The 15,859-nt window shown below is 45.4% G+C and carries 17 protein-coding genes; 5 read left to right on the top strand and 12 right to left on the bottom strand.

Going from position 1 to position 15,859, the window contains the following annotated elements:
* Positions 1 to 110: 110 nt before the first annotated feature.
* Positions 111 to 1,391, top strand: coding sequence for a malic enzyme-like NAD(P)-binding protein (locus tag ACMYUL_RS14340; RefSeq protein WP_415771340.1), 1,281 nt, complete (start codon positions 111 to 113; stop codon positions 1,389 to 1,391).
* 85 nt (positions 1,392 to 1,476) lie between these two features.
* Here the strand turns inward: ACMYUL_RS14340 and aroA are convergent, their stop codons facing one another.
* The 6 genes from aroA to ACMYUL_RS14310 all read right to left on the bottom strand — a co-directional run bounded on the left by aroA (position 1,477) and on the right by ACMYUL_RS14310 (position 6,931).
* Entirely contained in the window at positions 1,477 to 2,775 is a 1,299-nt protein-coding gene (aroA, locus tag ACMYUL_RS14335) for a 3-phosphoshikimate 1-carboxyvinyltransferase (protein ID WP_415771338.1), read from the bottom strand.
* Between the two features lie 510 nt (positions 2,776 to 3,285).
* Complete coding sequence (locus tag ACMYUL_RS14330) at positions 3,286 to 3,612, bottom strand: low molecular weight protein tyrosine phosphatase family protein (RefSeq protein WP_415771336.1); 327 nt, start codon at positions 3,610 to 3,612, stop codon at positions 3,286 to 3,288.
* A 73-nt stretch (positions 3,613 to 3,685) separates the two neighbouring features.
* Positions 3,686 to 3,901 carry a hypothetical protein gene (locus ACMYUL_RS14325; RefSeq protein ID WP_415771334.1) on the bottom strand — a complete coding sequence of 72 codons (216 nt, stop codon included), beginning with the start codon at positions 3,899 to 3,901 and terminating at the stop codon, positions 3,686 to 3,688.
* 168 nt (positions 3,902 to 4,069) lie between these two features.
* Positions 4,070 to 5,383 carry a replication-associated recombination protein A gene (locus tag ACMYUL_RS14320; protein ID WP_003742707.1) on the bottom strand — a complete coding sequence of 438 codons (1,314 nt, stop codon included), beginning with the start codon at positions 5,381 to 5,383 and terminating at the stop codon, positions 4,070 to 4,072.
* Between the two features lie 37 nt (positions 5,384 to 5,420).
* Positions 5,421 to 5,594 carry a hypothetical protein gene (locus tag ACMYUL_RS14315; protein WP_415771332.1) on the bottom strand — a complete coding sequence of 58 codons (174 nt, stop codon included), beginning with the start codon at positions 5,592 to 5,594 and terminating at the stop codon, positions 5,421 to 5,423.
* 113 nt (positions 5,595 to 5,707) lie between these two features.
* Entirely contained in the window at positions 5,708 to 6,931 is a 1,224-nt protein-coding gene (locus tag ACMYUL_RS14310) for a hypothetical protein (protein WP_415771330.1), read from the bottom strand.
* An 81-nt stretch (positions 6,932 to 7,012) separates the two neighbouring features.
* Between ACMYUL_RS14310 and ACMYUL_RS14305 the strand changes: the two genes are divergently transcribed.
* The 4 genes from ACMYUL_RS14305 (at position 7,013) to ACMYUL_RS14290 (ending at position 10,538) form a co-directional block, all read left to right on the top strand.
* The gene (locus tag ACMYUL_RS14305) at positions 7,013 to 7,390 is read left to right on the top strand and encodes a hypothetical protein (RefSeq protein ID WP_415771328.1); all 378 of its coding nucleotides are present in this window, start codon (positions 7,013 to 7,015) and stop codon (positions 7,388 to 7,390) included.
* A gap of 148 nt (positions 7,391 to 7,538) precedes the next feature.
* Positions 7,539 to 8,951: a threonine synthase gene (gene thrC, locus ACMYUL_RS14300; RefSeq protein WP_415771326.1), complete on the top strand. Its 1,413-nt coding sequence runs from the start codon at positions 7,539 to 7,541 to the stop codon at positions 8,949 to 8,951.
* 208 nt (positions 8,952 to 9,159) lie between these two features.
* Positions 9,160 to 9,936 carry a ferredoxin--NADP reductase gene (locus ACMYUL_RS14295; RefSeq protein WP_003756710.1) on the top strand — a complete coding sequence of 259 codons (777 nt, stop codon included), beginning with the start codon at positions 9,160 to 9,162 and terminating at the stop codon, positions 9,934 to 9,936.
* Between the two features lie 113 nt (positions 9,937 to 10,049).
* A complete protein-coding gene (locus tag ACMYUL_RS14290) occupies positions 10,050 to 10,538 on the top strand; it encodes a DUF1841 family protein (RefSeq protein ID WP_415771324.1) in 489 nt (162 codons plus the stop codon).
* Positions 10,539 to 10,680: 142 nt separating this feature from the next.
* Here the strand turns inward: ACMYUL_RS14290 and ACMYUL_RS14285 are convergent, their stop codons facing one another.
* The 6 genes from ACMYUL_RS14285 to ACMYUL_RS14260 form a co-directional block, all read right to left on the bottom strand.
* On the bottom strand, positions 10,681 to 11,553 hold the full coding sequence (locus ACMYUL_RS14285; protein ID WP_415771322.1) for a YwqG family protein: 873 nt from the start codon (positions 11,551 to 11,553) through the stop codon (positions 10,681 to 10,683).
* Between the two features lie 57 nt (positions 11,554 to 11,610).
* Positions 11,611 to 12,057 (bottom strand): hypothetical protein, encoded by a 447-nt coding sequence (locus ACMYUL_RS14280; RefSeq protein ID WP_415771320.1) that lies wholly within the window; start codon positions 12,055 to 12,057, stop codon positions 11,611 to 11,613.
* Positions 12,058 to 12,506: 449 nt separating this feature from the next.
* Entirely contained in the window at positions 12,507 to 13,055 is a 549-nt protein-coding gene (locus ACMYUL_RS14275) for an SMI1/KNR4 family protein (protein ID WP_415771318.1), read from the bottom strand.
* 455 nt (positions 13,056 to 13,510) lie between these two features.
* Positions 13,511 to 13,807: a hypothetical protein gene (locus ACMYUL_RS14270; protein WP_009173639.1), complete on the bottom strand. Its 297-nt coding sequence runs from the start codon at positions 13,805 to 13,807 to the stop codon at positions 13,511 to 13,513.
* Between the two features lie 288 nt (positions 13,808 to 14,095).
* A complete protein-coding gene (locus ACMYUL_RS14265) occupies positions 14,096 to 14,491 on the bottom strand; it encodes a DUF305 domain-containing protein (protein WP_415771316.1) in 396 nt (131 codons plus the stop codon).
* Between the two features lie 237 nt (positions 14,492 to 14,728).
* Entirely contained in the window at positions 14,729 to 15,802 is a 1,074-nt protein-coding gene (locus ACMYUL_RS14260) for a hypothetical protein (RefSeq protein ID WP_415771314.1), read from the bottom strand.
* Between the last annotated feature and the right edge of the window lie 57 nt (positions 15,803 to 15,859).

Here is a 15,859-nt window from a genome sequence, read left to right as displayed (position 1 = left end):
TACAAAATAGGTTTATTTATGAATAAATGGTTTTGTAACGCCAATCGTCCCGAAACCAATGTTTCAGACGACCTCAACTCAAAATCTCTCTCTCGCAACAGGATCGAAAAATGGAAAACTCATTGAAAGAAGCCGCACTGAAATTTCACGAATTCCCCGTGCCGGGTAAAGTCTCCGTTACCCCCACTAAATCGCTGGCCACTTCCAAAGACTTGGCTTTGGCGTACTCGCCGGGCGTCGCGGCTCCTTGTATGGAAATCCATGCCGATCCGCAAAATGCGTACAAATATACCGCCAAAGGCAACTTGGTCGCCGTGATTTCCAACGGTACCGCCGTTTTGGGCTTGGGCAACATCGGCGCATTGGCAGGCAAGCCTGTGATGGAAGGCAAAGGCGTATTGTTCAAAAAATTCGCCGGCGTGGACGTATTCGACATCGAAATCGATGAAAAAGACCCGCAAAAACTGGTGGACATCATCGCTGCGTTGGAACCGACTTTCGGCGGCATCAACCTCGAAGACATCAAAGCGCCTGAGTGCTTCTACATCGAACGCGAATTGCGCAAACGCTGCAAAATCCCCGTATTCCACGACGACCAACACGGTACCGCCATCATCACCGCTGCCGCCGTATTGAATGCCCTGCGCTATACCGGTCGTAAAATCGAGGAAGCGACCTTGGTTTGCTCCGGCGCGGGGGCGGCTGCGATTGCCTGCTTGAACCAACTGCTCGATTTGGGTCTGAAACGCGAAAACGTAACCGTTTGCGACTCGAAAGGCGTGATTTACAAAACCCGCGAAGACAAAGACCGTATGGACGAGTCCAAACAGTTCTATGCCATTGAAGACAACGGTCAACGCGTGCTTGCCGATGCCGTCAAAGGCAAAGACATCTTCTTGGGCCTCTCCGGCGCGAACCTGCTGACGCCTGAAATGCTGAACACCATGAACGCCAAGCCTATCGTGTTCGCCATGGCAAACCCGAATCCCGAAATCCTGCCGCCGCTGGCAAAAGAAACCCGTTCGGACGTGGTCATCGGTACCGGTCGTTCCGACTTCCCGAATCAAGTGAACAATGTATTGTGCTTCCCGTTCATCTTCCGCGGCGCGTTGGATGTCGGCGCGACGACCATCAACGAAGAAATGAAACGCGCCTGCGTGTACGCCTTGGCAGATTTGGCAATGGAGGAAGTAACCGAAGAGGTGGTTGCCGCTTACGGTAAAAAATTCGAATTCGGCGCGGAATACCTGATTCCGACCCCGTTCGACTCCCGCCTGCTGCCGCGCGTTGCTTCGGCTGCCGCCAAAGCTGCGATGGAAAGCGGCGTGGCAACCCGTCCGATTGCAGACTTGGAAGCCTACGCTGCCAAACTGAGCGAATGGAAACTGTAATCTGGTTTTAATTTGAAAGTGATGTGGAAAAGGTCGTCTGAAAATTTTCAGACGACCTTTTTGTTTGGGTAAACGTCTTCCCGCTTTAAACCGCGTCGGTCAGCGATGAGAACACTTCAAAATAAGTCGGGAAGGTTTTATGGGTGCATTTCGGGTCGTTGATGACGACGGGTACGCCCAACAGGGAAACCAGCGAGAAACACATCGCCATGCGGTGGTCGTCGTAAGTGTCGATGACGGCGTCGGGCGTCAGCGTTTCAGGCGGGGTGATGTGAATCGCTTCGGCTTCTTCGACGACTTCTGCGCCAAGTTTACGCAACTCGTTTGCCATTGCGGCGATGCGGTCGGTTTCCTTGACGCGCCATGAGCCGATGTTGCGCAACGTGCAGGTTTGTCCGCTGGCAAGCGCGACGATGGCAAGGGTCATGGCGGCATCGGGGATATGGTTCGCATCCAAATCAAAGGCTTGGACGGCACGTTCTTTCGGGCGTGAGACTTCGACGAAGTTTTCGCCCCAAACCACGTCTGCACCGATTTTTTCCAGCTCGCGGGCAAAGGCGACATCGCCCTGTATGCTGTTTGCGCCGATACCGGTAACGCAGATAGGCGTGGCGGCAATCAAACCGGCGGCGAGAAAGTAGGACGCGCTGGAAGCATCGCCTTCGACGTGCAGATGTTCGGGCGCATGGTAGTGCACATCTGCGGGAATTTTGAAGACGCGGTAGTCTTCATTGGCAACCTGTACGCCGAATTGCGCCATCAGTTTCAATGTGATGTCGATATAGGGCTTGGAAATCAACTCGCCGACCATACGGATTTCAAATGCCTGCCTGGTCAGCGGCAGCGCCATCAAGAGGGCGGTCAAAAACTGGCTGGACACATTGCCTTTAATCGGAATCACGCGCTCGCCGCGGTCTTGGCGCTCGCCGATATGAAGCGGCGGATAGTGTTCGTTGCCGAGATATTCGACATCGGCGCCGGCAATCCGCAGCGCATCGACCAAATCGCCGATAGGGCGTTCATGCATACGCGGCACGCCGTGCAGATGATAATCGCCGCCCAAAACGGCAAGCGCAGCAGTCAGCGGGCGGAAAGCCGTTCCCGCGTTGCCTAAAAACAAATCGGCAGTGCGGTTTGGAAATTGTCCGCCTGTGCCATGTACTTTCAGACGACCCTCGGCAAGATATTCGATTTCAACGCCGAGTTTATCGAGCGCTTCCAACATACGGTCGGTATCGTCGGATTTGAGCAGGGAATGGATTTCGCAAGTATTGTCGGACAAAGCGGCGAGCAGCAGGGTGCGGTTGCTGATGCTTTTAGAGCCGGGCAGGGCGACGGTGGCGGGCTTGAGCGAGGCGGCGGGGAGGCGGATGGATTCGGTCATGATGTTTGTTTAGGAAGCGGGAACGGAAAAAGGCATTATACGGCAGGGAGGGTCGTCTGAAAAACGTGGCTGCTGTGATTCGATAACCGCAGAGTTTGTTTTTGAATGGTTTCGGTATCTTAATGCGCTCAAACACGGCAAGGTAACATCGGAACGGTTTGTCGATGTACGCAACCTTGCCAGCCGCATTGCGCCGCTCTGTCCGTGTAGGAGTGAGAATGAATTTCTAAGTTTGGAATAAAACAAGCCGGATTCCTTTGATGGAAATCCGGTTTTTCTTTTCGATGATTGGATTTTCAGACGACGTTTGGGGTTATTCATGCCCTTTACCTTCGTTTATTCAAAACATTATAGTGAATTAACTTTAAACCAGTACGGCGTTGCCTCGCCTTAGCTCAAAGAGAACGATTCTCTAAGGTGCTGAAGCACCAAGTGAATCGGTTCCGTACTATCTGTACTGTCTGCGGCTTCGTCGCCTTGTCCTGATTTAAAGTTAATCCACTATATAGACTAGCTGTCAGACAAATACGGCTCGACGCTTTCTTTCAATATCACAATCAATTCTTCGTCCATATAGCGGTAATCGTCAGGAATGTCCAAAACAATGATTTCCTTATGTTGCAAAGCTCGGGAAAACTGTGCCGACAGGCGGTTTTTATGTTTTTGTTCCATCACAAAAACCTTATCCGCCCATGCGATGTCGTTGATGGAAACGGTGTGCCGTGCGTTAGGGCTTGTGCCTGCGGAACGGGTCTGTACATTCGGATAGCGTCGGAATACCGCTTCAGCGGTGGGGCTGCGCCATTGGTTGCGGCTGCAAATAAAAAGTGCGTTCATAGAAATTAAAAAAGGCGGAAAAATATCCGCCTTGTGGAAATCGTCTCGATGGAGTCGAAATGTGTTGTTTAAGTTAATCAAACCATTCGGCTTCAAATTCATGCTGCCTGAAGGGGTAAACAAAGCCCAGTTTTTGCGCGCGTTTGACTTTATTTCTGCGGAAATACATCAAATCCCACTTTTTCTCGGGCTTACCCTCGGAAGGGTTTTTGCCGTGTACGCGATGGCTGGGTCGTTTTGCCTGATGCCGCCGCCATGCACGGCTGCGACTTTGGTCTAAATTGTCCATTATCTGCTTTCTAACTTTGTTTCGGAAATCGGGTTCAGCAGCCGCGATTTTTTACGTTTTCGATTATTCGGCAAGAAAAAGGAAAATCGGATTGTAGCCAAATTAGCCTGGCGATACAAGCATTTGGCTGTCGTTGTGAAACAGGTCGTCTGAAATGTGAGACACCATTTATTTCTGCTTATTCAACGCTTCCTCATCCAGCGATTTCAACCATTCCAGCTTTTCGCCGATTTTGATTTCCAGCCCGCGCGGGACGGGTTGGTAGAAATCGGGTTCGTCCAAGCCGTCGGGCATATAGCTTTCGCCAGCGGCGTAGGCGTTCGGTTCGTCGTGGGCGTAGCGGTATTCGCGTCCGTAGCCCAATTCTTTCATCAATTTGGTCGGGGCGTTGCGCAGGTGGACGGGTACTTCGTCGCTGGCGTTTTCTTTGACGAAGCGGCGCATTTGGTTGTATGCCTTGTAGCCCGCGTTGGATTTGGCGGCGGCGGCAAGGTACAACACGGCTTGCGCCAACGCGAGTTCGCCTTCGGGCGAGCCTAAGCGTTCGAAGGTGGCGGCGGCATCATTGGCGATTTGGAAGGCGCGCGGGTCGGCAAGCCCGATGTCCTCCCACGCCATGCGCACGATGCGGCGGGCGAGGTAGCGCGGGTCAGTACCGCCGTCGAGCATACGGCAAAACCAATACAGCGCGGCATTCGGATGCGAGCCGCGCACGGATTTGTGCAGGGCGGAGATTTGGTTGTAGAAACTCTCGCCGCCTTTGTCGAAACGGCGGATTTGCGCGCCCAAGCTGTCGGCAAGAAATTCGGCGGTTAAGGTTTTCAGACGACGTGTGTCGGCGGCGCGCAAAAGTTGTTCCAACAGATTCAACAATCTGCGCGCATCGCCGTCGGCGGTATTGACGAGCAGCTCCTGCGCATCGGCTTCAATCGTGAAATCTCGGTATTCGGGCAAAGCCAACACTTTGGCAATCAGCTTTTTAAGGTCGTCTGAAGACAAGGATTGCAAAACATACACCTGCGCGCGGCTCAACAGCGCGGGATTGACTTCAAACGACGGATTTTCCGTAGTCGCGCCGATAAAGGTCAGCAAACCGCTTTCGACATGGGGCAAAAACGCGTCCTGCTGCGCCTTGTTGAAGCGGTGGACTTCATCGACAAACAAAATCGTCGCGCGTCCCTGCTGCAAAGCGATTTCGGCTTTATCGATTGCCTCGCGTATGTCCTTCACGCCGGAAAACACGGCGGAAACAGGCAGAAACTGGGCATTGAAACTCTGCGCCAAAATCCGCGCCAACGTCGTCTTGCCCACGCCCGGCGGCCCCCACAGCAACATAGAATGCGGCTTCCCGCCTTCCACCGCCACGCGCAGCGGCTTGCCTTCGCCGATTAAATGCTGCTGCCCGATAACGTCATCAAGCGTATGCGGGCGCAGGCGTTCGGCAAGCGGCGCATCGGGTTGGCGTGTGAAGAGATCGGACATGGCGGTTTCCGTGAAAAGGGTTTTCAGACGACGTGGATTATAGCAGGTCGTCTGAAAACGGACGGATGGCAAAGGGAGCAATAAAGACAGGATACATCACAGCCGTCATTCCCGCGCAGGCGGGAATACGCTTGTGAATTTCAGTTGATTGATTTTTATGGCTTTGCCTATCCTCAAAGATGGATTCCCGCCTGCGCGGGAATGACGGCATAGATTTGTCATAACTTACTGGCAGATTTTTTTGTCTGTGTATCCTAGATCAGGATGACCATCCTTGTTTCTTGGCGAATCATGATTACAGTTGCAGCAGTTGATCCCGATTGTCTACTCTTTTACATCATATTTTAGTTGTTGGATAGGTTCGGTAGAGATATAACGTTCAGGCATGATTTGCAGGGCTTTTACGCTGATGATGATGCAGTAGTCCGTAGGTTGTCTGTTTACATTATCCATAAGATTGGTCTGATAGCTCGGACAGAAAACCTTGGTGTCTCCAAGATTCCAAGCCATGTAGCCGTATAGGGCGTTTTCTCGTAGATCTAATTTTGTGCATTGTTTGGGTTTTGTAAAATACTTTTTTAATCTTTTTAAGTCTGACTTGTTAATTCCATTAGTTTCTTGAAAGCCATTATTTTGCTGGAAGTTATTATGTAGTAAATACCATGAAGAATTTTCAGGGGTTTCAGCAAAACGAACGAAATGAATAGAGTTAAAAATTAGAGTCTTATAACTTATAAAAAATAATAAAATAGCCGCAATCGGAGTACCCCAAAAGCATGCATATAAAATATAGTGAAATTTCGTCATTTCCTTTTCTGCTCTATTCTGATTTTTTTCTAACCCTAAAATGAAAAAAGTAAAGCAAGTAGTTATAATGAAATATAGATTGATAGCAAGAATTTCCTGATAGTTATAATTGTTAATATAGAAAAAATGGCTAAATAAAATTAGTACAAGAACTTCAATTGTGGAAATCATAAATAAAATTATTGATTTGAATGCAAGCGATGCATTAGATAGTTTAAATCCAATAAAATAGGAAATAGAAACTAGTATCAGAAAAAATAAAAATATAGATCCAAAAACAATAGTAGCAGCTATAAAAACAGATGGATTAGTTATTATTTCAGGAAAGATGCTTAATTGCCCTATATTTTTAAGATATTTGTATATAAAAAATCCACCTGTAATTATTCCTAATATTGTCAAAATACCTAGTAGTTTACTGATGATCTCTAAATAATCTGACAGTTTTCTTTGCTTTTTTGGTTGCTCAACCGTATCAGCTTGTTTCATTTCTTTCTGTTGTGCAACATCATTATTTTTAGCGGCATTTTCTTCTATTTTCTTCAATGAACTGTTAGCTGATTCTGTTTTTTCATTTATTTCAGGCTGCTCATTTTCTTTAGGTGCCATATGGGTGTCATTTGCGTTATTGTCTGATTTTAATTTGATATGTGGTTTAGATGTTCCCATTTCTAATATGTCTCCGTTTTTAAAACTCCACCAAAATTCCCGAATTATACCCCACCCTCCCCAATCCCCCATCTCACACCGCTTACGGTATAATACGTGTTTGTTTAAAGACTTTGCGGGGCGTTTCAGACGACCTTGCGGCAAGGGATGGCTATGAATATGAAAAAGATTGTTGCCGTTGCTTCTGTGGCGGCGTTGTTGGGCGGTTGCGCTTCTGATTCTGACTCGGCGTTCGGCGGTTTGGGCGGCGGTACGGGTATCGGCGGCAGCGTGGTGAAAATGGCGGTTGATCATCAATGCCGTTCGGAGTTGAACAAGCGCAATGAGTGGCGTTTGGTCGCGCTGACGATGAGCGCGGACAAGCAGCGCGAGTGGGAAGACAAAATCTGCGGCTGCACGAGCGAGGAGGCGCCGAATCAGGTGTCCGCGCAAGAGTTGATGGATGTTTTGAATCCTTCTTCGCGCGATCGGGCGATTGCGTCGGTAACGGTGAAAACCGTCAATGCTTGTTTCAAGCGTTTGTATAGATAATGTTTTTCAGACGACCTTTGTGTATCGGGGTCGTCTGAAAGTTTATATTATAGTGGATTAAGGTCGGGATAGGGCAGCTTGCGGAATGGTTAGCAGGCGGGTTTCCTGTTTTGATCGGCAATATTTTTGTTTTTATAGAGAAGAAATCATGAAATATATCAGTACGCGCGGCGAGACGGCGCATAAACCGTTTAGCGAGGTTTTGTTGATGGGACTTGCGCCCGACGGCGGTTTGATGCTGCCGGAGCGTTATCCGCAGGTCAGCCGCGAGACTTTGGACAAGTGGCGCGGTTTGAGTTATCCGGAGCTGGCGTTTGAAGTGATGAGCCTGTTTGTTACGGATATTCCGGCGGACGATTTGCGCGATATTCTGAACCGTACTTATACGGAAGCGGCGTTCGGCACTAAGGAAATCACGCCTGTGCGTACTTTGTCCGACGGCATCAAAATCCAAGCCTTGTCCAACGGCCCGACGCTGGCGTTCAAGGATATGGCGATGCAGTTTTTGGGCAATGCGTTTGAATATGTGTTGAACAAAAAAGGCAGGGAACTCAATATCTTGGGCGCGACCAGCGGCGATACGGGTTCGGCTGCGGAATATGCCTTGCGCGGTAAAAAGGGCGTGAATGTATTTATGCTGTCGCCCGACGGCAAGATGAGCGCGTTTCAACGTGCGCAGATGTACAGCCTGCAAGACGAGAATATCCACAATATCGCCGTGAAGGGTATGTTTGACGACTGTCAGGACATTGTGAAGGCGGTGCAAAACGATGCCGCGTTCAAGGAAAAATACCATATCGGTACGGTTAATTCAATCAACTGGGGACGCATCGTCGCGCAAGTGGTTTATTACTTTGCAGGCTATTTCAAGGCGACGCAAAGCAATGACGAGCAGGTCAGCTTCTGCGTGCCGAGCGGCAACTTCGGCAACGTTTGCGCGGGACACATCGCCAAACAAATGGGCCTGCCTATCCGCCGCCTGATTGTCGCGACCAATGAAAACGATGTGTTGGACGAGTTTTTCAAAACCGGCGCATACCGCCCGCGAAACAGCGAGCATACTTATGTTACCTCCAGCCCGTCTATGGACATTTCCAAAGCGTCCAACTTCGAGCGTTTCGTGTTCGACCTGATGGATCGCGATCCTCAGGAAATCAATACGCTGTGGGCGGAAGTAGCGGCGGGCAAAGGCTTTGACTTGCAGTTTGCCTTGGAAAAAGTCGGCGGCAAATACGGTTTTACCTCCGGCAAATCCACCCACGCCAACCGCCTCGCCACCATTAAGCAGGTTTACGAGCAAGACAAAGAACTCATCGACCCGCACACCGCCGATGGCGTAAAAGTCGCTCGCGAAGTGCGCGAAGAAGGGGAGATGGTTGTGTGTTTGGAAACCGCATTGGCGGCAAAATTCGATGCGACCATACGCGAAGCGGTCGGCGATGTCGCCATTCCGCGCCCTGCCGCGTTGGAAGGTTTGGAAAACCTGCCGCAGCGCGTCCAAGTCGTGCCGAACAATGCAGCCGCCGTTAAAGAAATTATCCGCGAAACCTTAGATAAGTAATGCGTTGACAGAGAGGTCGTCTGAAAAGTTTTCAGACGACCTCTGCCAGACAGCAAACATTGTGATGATAAATATTTTCGTTTAAAATTGCGCGTTTGCTCTAATTCGGCATTATCTATTCACAGGCGAGAGAGTCGTCTGAAAACCCTTTTAAACCATCATCCGCCCGACCCGCGTGTTCAGACGGATTTACCGACAGGAAACTCAAATGGCAGCATTCAATACCCAAAAAGTATTGTCCGTACACCACTGGACGGATGCGTATTTCACCTTTACCTGCACTCGAGACGAATCGTTGCGCTTCGAAAACGGTCAATTCGTCATGGTCGGATTGATGGTGGACGGCAAGCCGCTGATGCGCGCATACAGCGTCGCCTCCGCCAACTGGGAAGAACACCTCGAATTTTTCAGCATTAAAGTCCAAGACGGCCCTCTGACCAGCCGCCTGCAACACCTTAAAGTCGGCGACGACGTGTTAATCAGCAAAAAACCGACCGGAACTTTGGTTGCCGGCGACCTGAATCCCGGCAAACACCTTTACCTGTTGAGCACTGGTACCGGCATCGCTCCTTTCTTGAGCATCACCAAAGACCCCGAAATTTACGAGCAATTTGAAAAAATCATCCTCGTACACGGCGTGCGCTACAAAAAAGATTTGGCGTACTACGACCGCTTCACCAAAGAATTGCCCGAACACGAATACCTCGGCGACTTGGTTAAAGAAAAACTGATTTACTACCCGATAGTTTCCCGCGAAGACTACGAACACCACGGCCGCCTGACCGACCTGATGGTAAGCGGCAAACTGTTTGAAGACATCGGCCTGCCCAAAATCAACCCGCAAGACGACCGCGCCATGCTGTGCGGCAGCCCTGCCATGCTGAAAGACACCTGCAAAGTTCTGGATGATTTCGGTCTGACCGTCTCCCCGAAAACCGGCGTACGCGGCGACTACCTGATCGAACGCGCGTTTGTGGACCAATAAGGTTTTTGCAGTAATCAAAATATAGTGAGGCAGAACTTGTTATCAGGTTCTGCCTCGCTATAAATCCATTTCTCTAAATATTCTCTCAGACGCTTCAATAGCCACTTCTCATCATGTACGATGTCAATACCCACGACGTCCGCCGATTTTTCGCACACGTTTGGAAAAACCGCCTGACCCCGCTGCAACTGGATGCGCTTCAACATAAAGCACTCCGTATCATCGAATCCCATCCCGAATATACCCATTATCTTGAAAAAATTGAAGATTACTTAGACAAAAACTGGCTGCCGGAAGACGGGGAGAGCAACCCGTTTTTACACATGTCGCTGCATCTTTCCCTTCAAGAGCAGGCAGCCATCGACCAGCCGCCGGGCATACGGGCGATTCACCAGCAACTTTGCACACGTTATAACAACGACTGGGTACGCGCCGAGCATGACATGATGGATGCGTTGGCGGAAACCATTTGGGAAGCGCAACGATACGGACGCGGTTTGAATGTCAATGCCTATATGACCCGGCTTCGTAAATTAGTCGGTCTAGGGCAGGAGGATAACGCCCGTATCAATCCGCATGAAGTGAATGATAAATTTGACTGATGAAAAAGTTTTCTATGCTACGGGTGAAAGCAAATCTATTTTTTAAGGTCGTCTGAAAGATAGTGTTTGTACAAGGGAATGTCATAAGCCTAAAACAGATGCGAGGTGAATCTGTATGCTGTTTCAGGCAACAAGTGTAGGGTTAGCAGCAATCCCAAGAATACAGTACATCGGAAAAATCCTTACGCTGTAAATCATCTTGCCGGATAAAGAAGTTCATCACGCCCATATCGCCTATCATCACGATTTCTTCGCCGTCTTCATCAAAGCTACTGTCTAGTTGGAACAGCAGGATATTATAGTCGACCAATCCTTTATCTTCATCGCGCGGGTCGCTTTGTGTGAAATACGGGTAGCCACCACATTGACTATGATTTTCTTCATCTTCATCCTCTTTGTTGTATGTACTAAATTCATTTTCGTATTCGTGCTGTACGACGCGTTGAAGATGTTCTTTCATGCGGTAATCGACTTCTATGTTATGTTCAGCCAAATATTTTCCGCACAGCATGACACAGGTAGCGTGGTCTAAAACGGGAGTTTGTTCAGTAAGTTCGAATTGCAACTTGCACTCTTGCAATATAGGAAAACACTCGTCATCTTCTGCATAAGGCTGGTAGTATTTGGTAAGTTCTGCTTCCGTGTAGTGTTCACTAATTTCAGGATAGTAACGCACAGCGTAGCCGTCTCGACCGTTTTCTATACCGAATTCCCAGTTGTCTAAGATGAAAAATTGCAGTATGCCTGTTGAAGGAAAGTGTTCTAGATCTTTTAGGTCAGTGCAGTTGATTTGAGCAAGTAAACGCAAGGTTTCGCCGTCTACATTTTTCGGTGCCACATCACCTTTGGGTAGATAGGGTAATCCACCGATTTTACTTTCAGTTAGCTTGGTTTGAACAACACAAAATTCTGCTTTGGCGTAATGTTTTGCAGCATATTGGGTAAAAAACTGGTGTTTGACCCATTTGTAGCATTCATTGATAAGCTCAGAATCTGCTTTGATTTTTTTAGACATGGGGTTACTTCCTTTCAAAGTGCAAACTGCTTTATAACTTTTATCATAAAGCAAATATTATGACCACTTAGTTGCTTTATTATTAAGCTGTGTTTCAATGAAATCAAAAATTTTCCTGTCAGCAGTATGATTCAAATCTAAGAATGATAAATATTGGCAGTTGCCATTCGGACAGGGTAAAAATAAAAATTCATAAGCAATATCTTCTATATCTGTTATTGTTAAATCACTAAATTGAAAATTAGTTGTTACCACATTTAACATATTGTTATTTTTGATAGATTCCAGTTCTAAAAGATTATCAAATTCATCTTCTAAAATATTAGAATCCTCTCCGATAAGAATTATCCAGAATAAAGGATATTGTTTAATCGATTCAAATAAATTATTGCAATTTATTGTTTTTAGGAAGTTTTGACTGATTAAAGCCACGATAGGCTTATCTTTTTTTATTTTAATCTTTCTGAAATTCGAATCTAGATTTATATTCAGATAATCAATCATTATAGTTACTCCTTTGAAGCAACGGAAATAATTCGTATCATCAGGCGGCAGCGTTCAAATGGCATGGATATTGTTTTCACACATCCATATAGGCTGCACTTAATAAGCTTGGCGTAGCAACTGTATTTTTCACCCCGACGGGCAAAAATACCAAAACTCAAATCAAGCCGTTTGGATACCGTTTTCGGCAAAGTAATCATTCAATATCGTCAGTAGCCGGTATATAGTGGATTAACTTTAAACCAGTACGACGTTGCCTCGCCTTGCCGTACTATCTGTATTGTCTGCGGCTTCGTTGCCTTGTCCTGATTTAAATTTAATCCACTATACATTGTATCGTGGGCTTTGCCCACGATAATGTTGGGTAAAAGAGGTCGTCTGAAATTTTGAGTTTGATTCGTGGGCAAAGCCCACGCTACGGGTTTCTATTCTCTCCTGCTACTGCTTGTTTAAAGCGTATCTTCTCCCTCGCTTTCCACGCAACGAATGATCCAGTCTTCAAAACGCCGCCATTCGGCTTCTTCGGCATAGGTGGCGGGATTGGCGGCATCGTGGATAAAAATATCGAAGTTGGGTTCGGCACGGGACAGGTCGAAGCCGAACCAATCCCCCATGCTGTGATGCGCGCCGATGATAAAGATTTCGCCTATATCGGGGTGTTCGTCAGGCGGTAGGTCGTCAAGTTCTTCGTGCAATAGTTGTTGGTAATAGCGATTTTGTTCTTTCAGTTGGGCGAGATTGTAGATTTCTATTTTGGGCGTTTGCGATGCAGTTTGATCGATCACGCTGGTGTACCATGAATAGAAAAAATCTTCCGTGCCGCATTGTTGTAAAAATAAATAATAGCTTTCAGGCAGCCTGTTTTGCGTATATTCGCGTATTGCCTGCAATTCATCGGCTGAAAGGGGATGTACATTGAAATTCAGATGGTTTGCATGAGATGCTTGGTTGTTTGTCAGCCAGTATTGAAGTTTTTGCAGGGCTTGCAGATAGGTCATAATGGGAAGATTCTTTTTAAAATGGATTTCGTCGGGTCTTGAACCAATTGGAAGAAAACAGCCTTTCAGTGATTATATTTGTTGTTTGGAATGAAACAAAGGTCGTCTGAAAACGCTAAATAGGTTTTCAGACGACCTTTTTATTATATGTAATTGGGCAAAATGTAGGTTGGGTTGCAAACCCAACATTTTGTGAAATTGAACAGTTTTGTTGGGTCTTGACCCAACCTACGCTTGCTGAAAACGCCAAATTGGTTTTCAGACGACCTTTATGCTAGAGATTTTCAGACGACTTTTGAGGTCGTCTGAAAGTTTGAAACAATGGTTTTAACGGAAAAAAAACGCGTGCGTGCGTACCGCACATACGCTACGTCAGTTTTAAAGTTTGTGCTGCACGCAGGTAAGGTGTGCGGCGTAGCCACGCACGCGGTAGGAGGGATACAGGCTACGGCTTGCTACATGTCTTGTTGTAATTTGTGAAGTTCTTCCAAATAAATATCTTCCATAATATTTTTCATATCTAACACACCATCGTGAATATCCTCATGGGTATCATTTTGAATCCAATAAATGTCTACTAATTCTGTTGGACGATACATACCATATTTTTTTAATTCCATGCCTGATTTATCATTCTTCCGTAACTCACTCAATAAATGATCACTTGATGCTCTTCCATGTAAGTTTCTATCATCTTGAATGCTGATATATCCCCTATTTTTTAAAATATCTAATAAATATTCAATATTCATTTATTATCTCCAAAGTTACTGTGTTAAATAAAATATTTAATCTGCGCTTGCTATGCGTTATTATATTCGTTGCCTGAAATGAAACAAAGGTCGTCTGAAAACGGATTCACGGTTTTCAGACGACCTTTATGCTAAGAGATTTTCAGACGACGTTTGAGGTCGTCTGAAAATTTGAAACAATGTTTTGAATAACAAAAACGCGTGCGTGCGTACCGCACACACCCTACACCTTGGTTTTAAAGTTTGTGCCATCCTCAGGTGGGGTGTGTGGCGCAGCCACGAACGCGGTTAGCGGGGATGCAGGCTACGGCTTGCTTTTTTGTTGTGTGCTTTAAGCCATTTTTGCATTTGTTCAATTTCCGCTTGTTGTGCGTTAATAATATCCTCAGCAAGCTTACGCATTTCAGGATCCTTTCCGTATTTTAATTCAACTTCCGCCATTTTTACTGCGCCAATATGGTGTGGCAACATACCTGCTGCAAAAGCAACATCAGGATCTTTATATTGCGCAGCTGCCATCATGTCTTGATTCATTTGATCCATGCCTTGCATTAATTCTTTTTGCATTGCAGAACCTGTCGACATTGGCATATTCATGTGTGCTTGATGCGGTTTTTCATTAGCTTGGGCATAATTTGAAATTGCAATAGCGCTAAGTGTGATAAAAGTCATAAGTTTTTTCATATTTTTCGCCTATGTGATAACTGAAGGAGCACAAATCATAAACTTTGACCTAAGGTTAAAGTCAATATTTATTCCGAAAATTTTTGGTGAGGTGCTAAAATAAGAGAATATTTGATATGAGGGACAGCAAAATGTAGGTTGGGTTGCAAACCCAACATTTCGTAAAATTTAACAATTTTGTTGGGTCTTGACCCAGCCTACGCTTGCTAGTATAGCGTGAGTCATTGGCGGCAAATTTTATGGTTTATAGTTTAGTCCAAATCCATTTATCAACCATTCATCCCACACTTTTTCTACTTCTTTCTTTACATTATCATCCAATCCATCTAAAACATGATTTTTTAAATTACTTAAACGAGTTATTTTTTCTTCATCAGAATTAGGAGGGGAAAATTCCCATATAGCCTCTTTAATTAAAGATAAAATTTCTTTTGAATACTGTTCGTCGAAACTATTCGTATCAAAAATTACCCTCATTTTTTTATCAGCTTCTAACACAAAAGGGAAACACCTGAAAATTAATTTTTTTAGAGCTTTGTCTTTAGTTACTACCATTAACTCACCCATGGGGTCATAATCATCTTGCAATAATTTAGGAACAGATAACCAAAATGATAAATCACCTGCTCTATTACGAAAATACTTTTCTTCTAATCCAGTTTCTCCTTTTTGAGCAGTATGAGTGTTAATAAAGCTAGATAAATAGGAATAGGCAGGTCTATCATCATTGATCATTTTAATATTTTTATTTTTATTTAAAAATTCAGCTAAGCAACACAACATAATAATGCTTGAAAAACAAGGTACATTTTTATTTTTTAATTCTTTTAATAACTCAAAGGGTTTATTTTCTCCTTTTTTTGCGAAAGTAATCCTAAATAATAATATAATATACAGATAAGACATTATCCAATCTGTTTTATTCTGCTTTTCATTCTGAATTAATAATCTTTCAATATTTGAAGAAAAATCATCTCCAAATGGAATCCCGAGTTTTTTAAAAGGCTCTATGAAATTATCTGTTCGTTGAATGATATCAGTAGAGTAATTGCTATTTGATAAATACTGCTCTACAAATGCTAGATAAAGTGATGGAACAATACACAGTTGATCAGATTTTGATAATAGTATTTTATCAAAATTCTCATTTTTTCTAATATCATTTAACCATTCTTTAGCATTAACAAGAGCATTATTATCAAGGATGAGTTCTAACATTGAACTTTTTCGCTCTATGTTGCAGAATGGATAAATAAAACAATTTCCAGAGCTTAATTCAATGCATCTTTTTTCATAAGGTACATAAGTCATAACGTGGTCTTTTTAAATGAGTTAAAAAAATTCTCAAATTTTTAAGTATAGTCCATA

The organism is Neisseria sp. CP9, assembly GCF_047758525.1.
In the GTDB taxonomy this organism is placed as follows: domain Bacteria; phylum Pseudomonadota; class Gammaproteobacteria; order Burkholderiales; family Neisseriaceae; genus Neisseria.
The sequence above is the reverse complement of the archived record's forward strand: the minus strand, read 5'-3'. Positions and strand labels throughout refer to the sequence as shown.

Coding starts and splice junctions, on each gene's coding strand:
- ACMYUL_RS14340 (WP_415771340.1), top strand. CDS start 111: ATGGAAAACTCATTGAAAGAAGCCGCACTGAAATTTCACGAATTCCCC.
- aroA (WP_415771338.1), bottom strand. CDS start 2,775: ATGACCGAATCCATCCGCCTCCCCGCCGCCTCGCTCAAGCCCGCCACC.
- ACMYUL_RS14330 (WP_415771336.1), bottom strand. CDS start 3,612: ATGAACGCACTTTTTATTTGCAGCCGCAACCAATGGCGCAGCCCCACC.
- ACMYUL_RS14325 (WP_415771334.1), bottom strand. CDS start 3,901: ATGGACAATTTAGACCAAAGTCGCAGCCGTGCATGGCGGCGGCATCAG.
- ACMYUL_RS14320 (WP_003742707.1), bottom strand. CDS start 5,383: ATGTCCGATCTCTTCACACGCCAACCCGATGCGCCGCTTGCCGAACGC.
- ACMYUL_RS14315 (WP_415771332.1), bottom strand. CDS start 5,594: ATGCCGTCATTCCCGCGCAGGCGGGAATCCATCTTTGAGGATAGGCAA.
- ACMYUL_RS14310 (WP_415771330.1), bottom strand. CDS start 6,931: ATGGGGGATTGGGGAGGGTGGGGTATAATTCGGGAATTTTGGTGGAGT.
- ACMYUL_RS14305 (WP_415771328.1), top strand. CDS start 7,013: ATGAATATGAAAAAGATTGTTGCCGTTGCTTCTGTGGCGGCGTTGTTG.
- thrC (WP_415771326.1), top strand. CDS start 7,539: ATGAAATATATCAGTACGCGCGGCGAGACGGCGCATAAACCGTTTAGC.
- ACMYUL_RS14295 (WP_003756710.1), top strand. CDS start 9,160: ATGGCAGCATTCAATACCCAAAAAGTATTGTCCGTACACCACTGGACG.
- ACMYUL_RS14290 (WP_415771324.1), top strand. CDS start 10,050: ATGTACGATGTCAATACCCACGACGTCCGCCGATTTTTCGCACACGTT.
- ACMYUL_RS14285 (WP_415771322.1), bottom strand. CDS start 11,553: ATGTCTAAAAAAATCAAAGCAGATTCTGAGCTTATCAATGAATGCTAC.
- ACMYUL_RS14280 (WP_415771320.1), bottom strand. CDS start 12,057: ATGATTGATTATCTGAATATAAATCTAGATTCGAATTTCAGAAAGATT.
- ACMYUL_RS14275 (WP_415771318.1), bottom strand. CDS start 13,055: ATGACCTATCTGCAAGCCCTGCAAAAACTTCAATACTGGCTGACAAAC.
- ACMYUL_RS14270 (WP_009173639.1), bottom strand. CDS start 13,807: ATGAATATTGAATATTTATTAGATATTTTAAAAAATAGGGGATATATC.
- ACMYUL_RS14265 (WP_415771316.1), bottom strand. CDS start 14,491: ATGAAAAAACTTATGACTTTTATCACACTTAGCGCTATTGCAATTTCA.
- ACMYUL_RS14260 (WP_415771314.1), bottom strand. CDS start 15,802: ATGACTTATGTACCTTATGAAAAAAGATGCATTGAATTAAGCTCTGGA.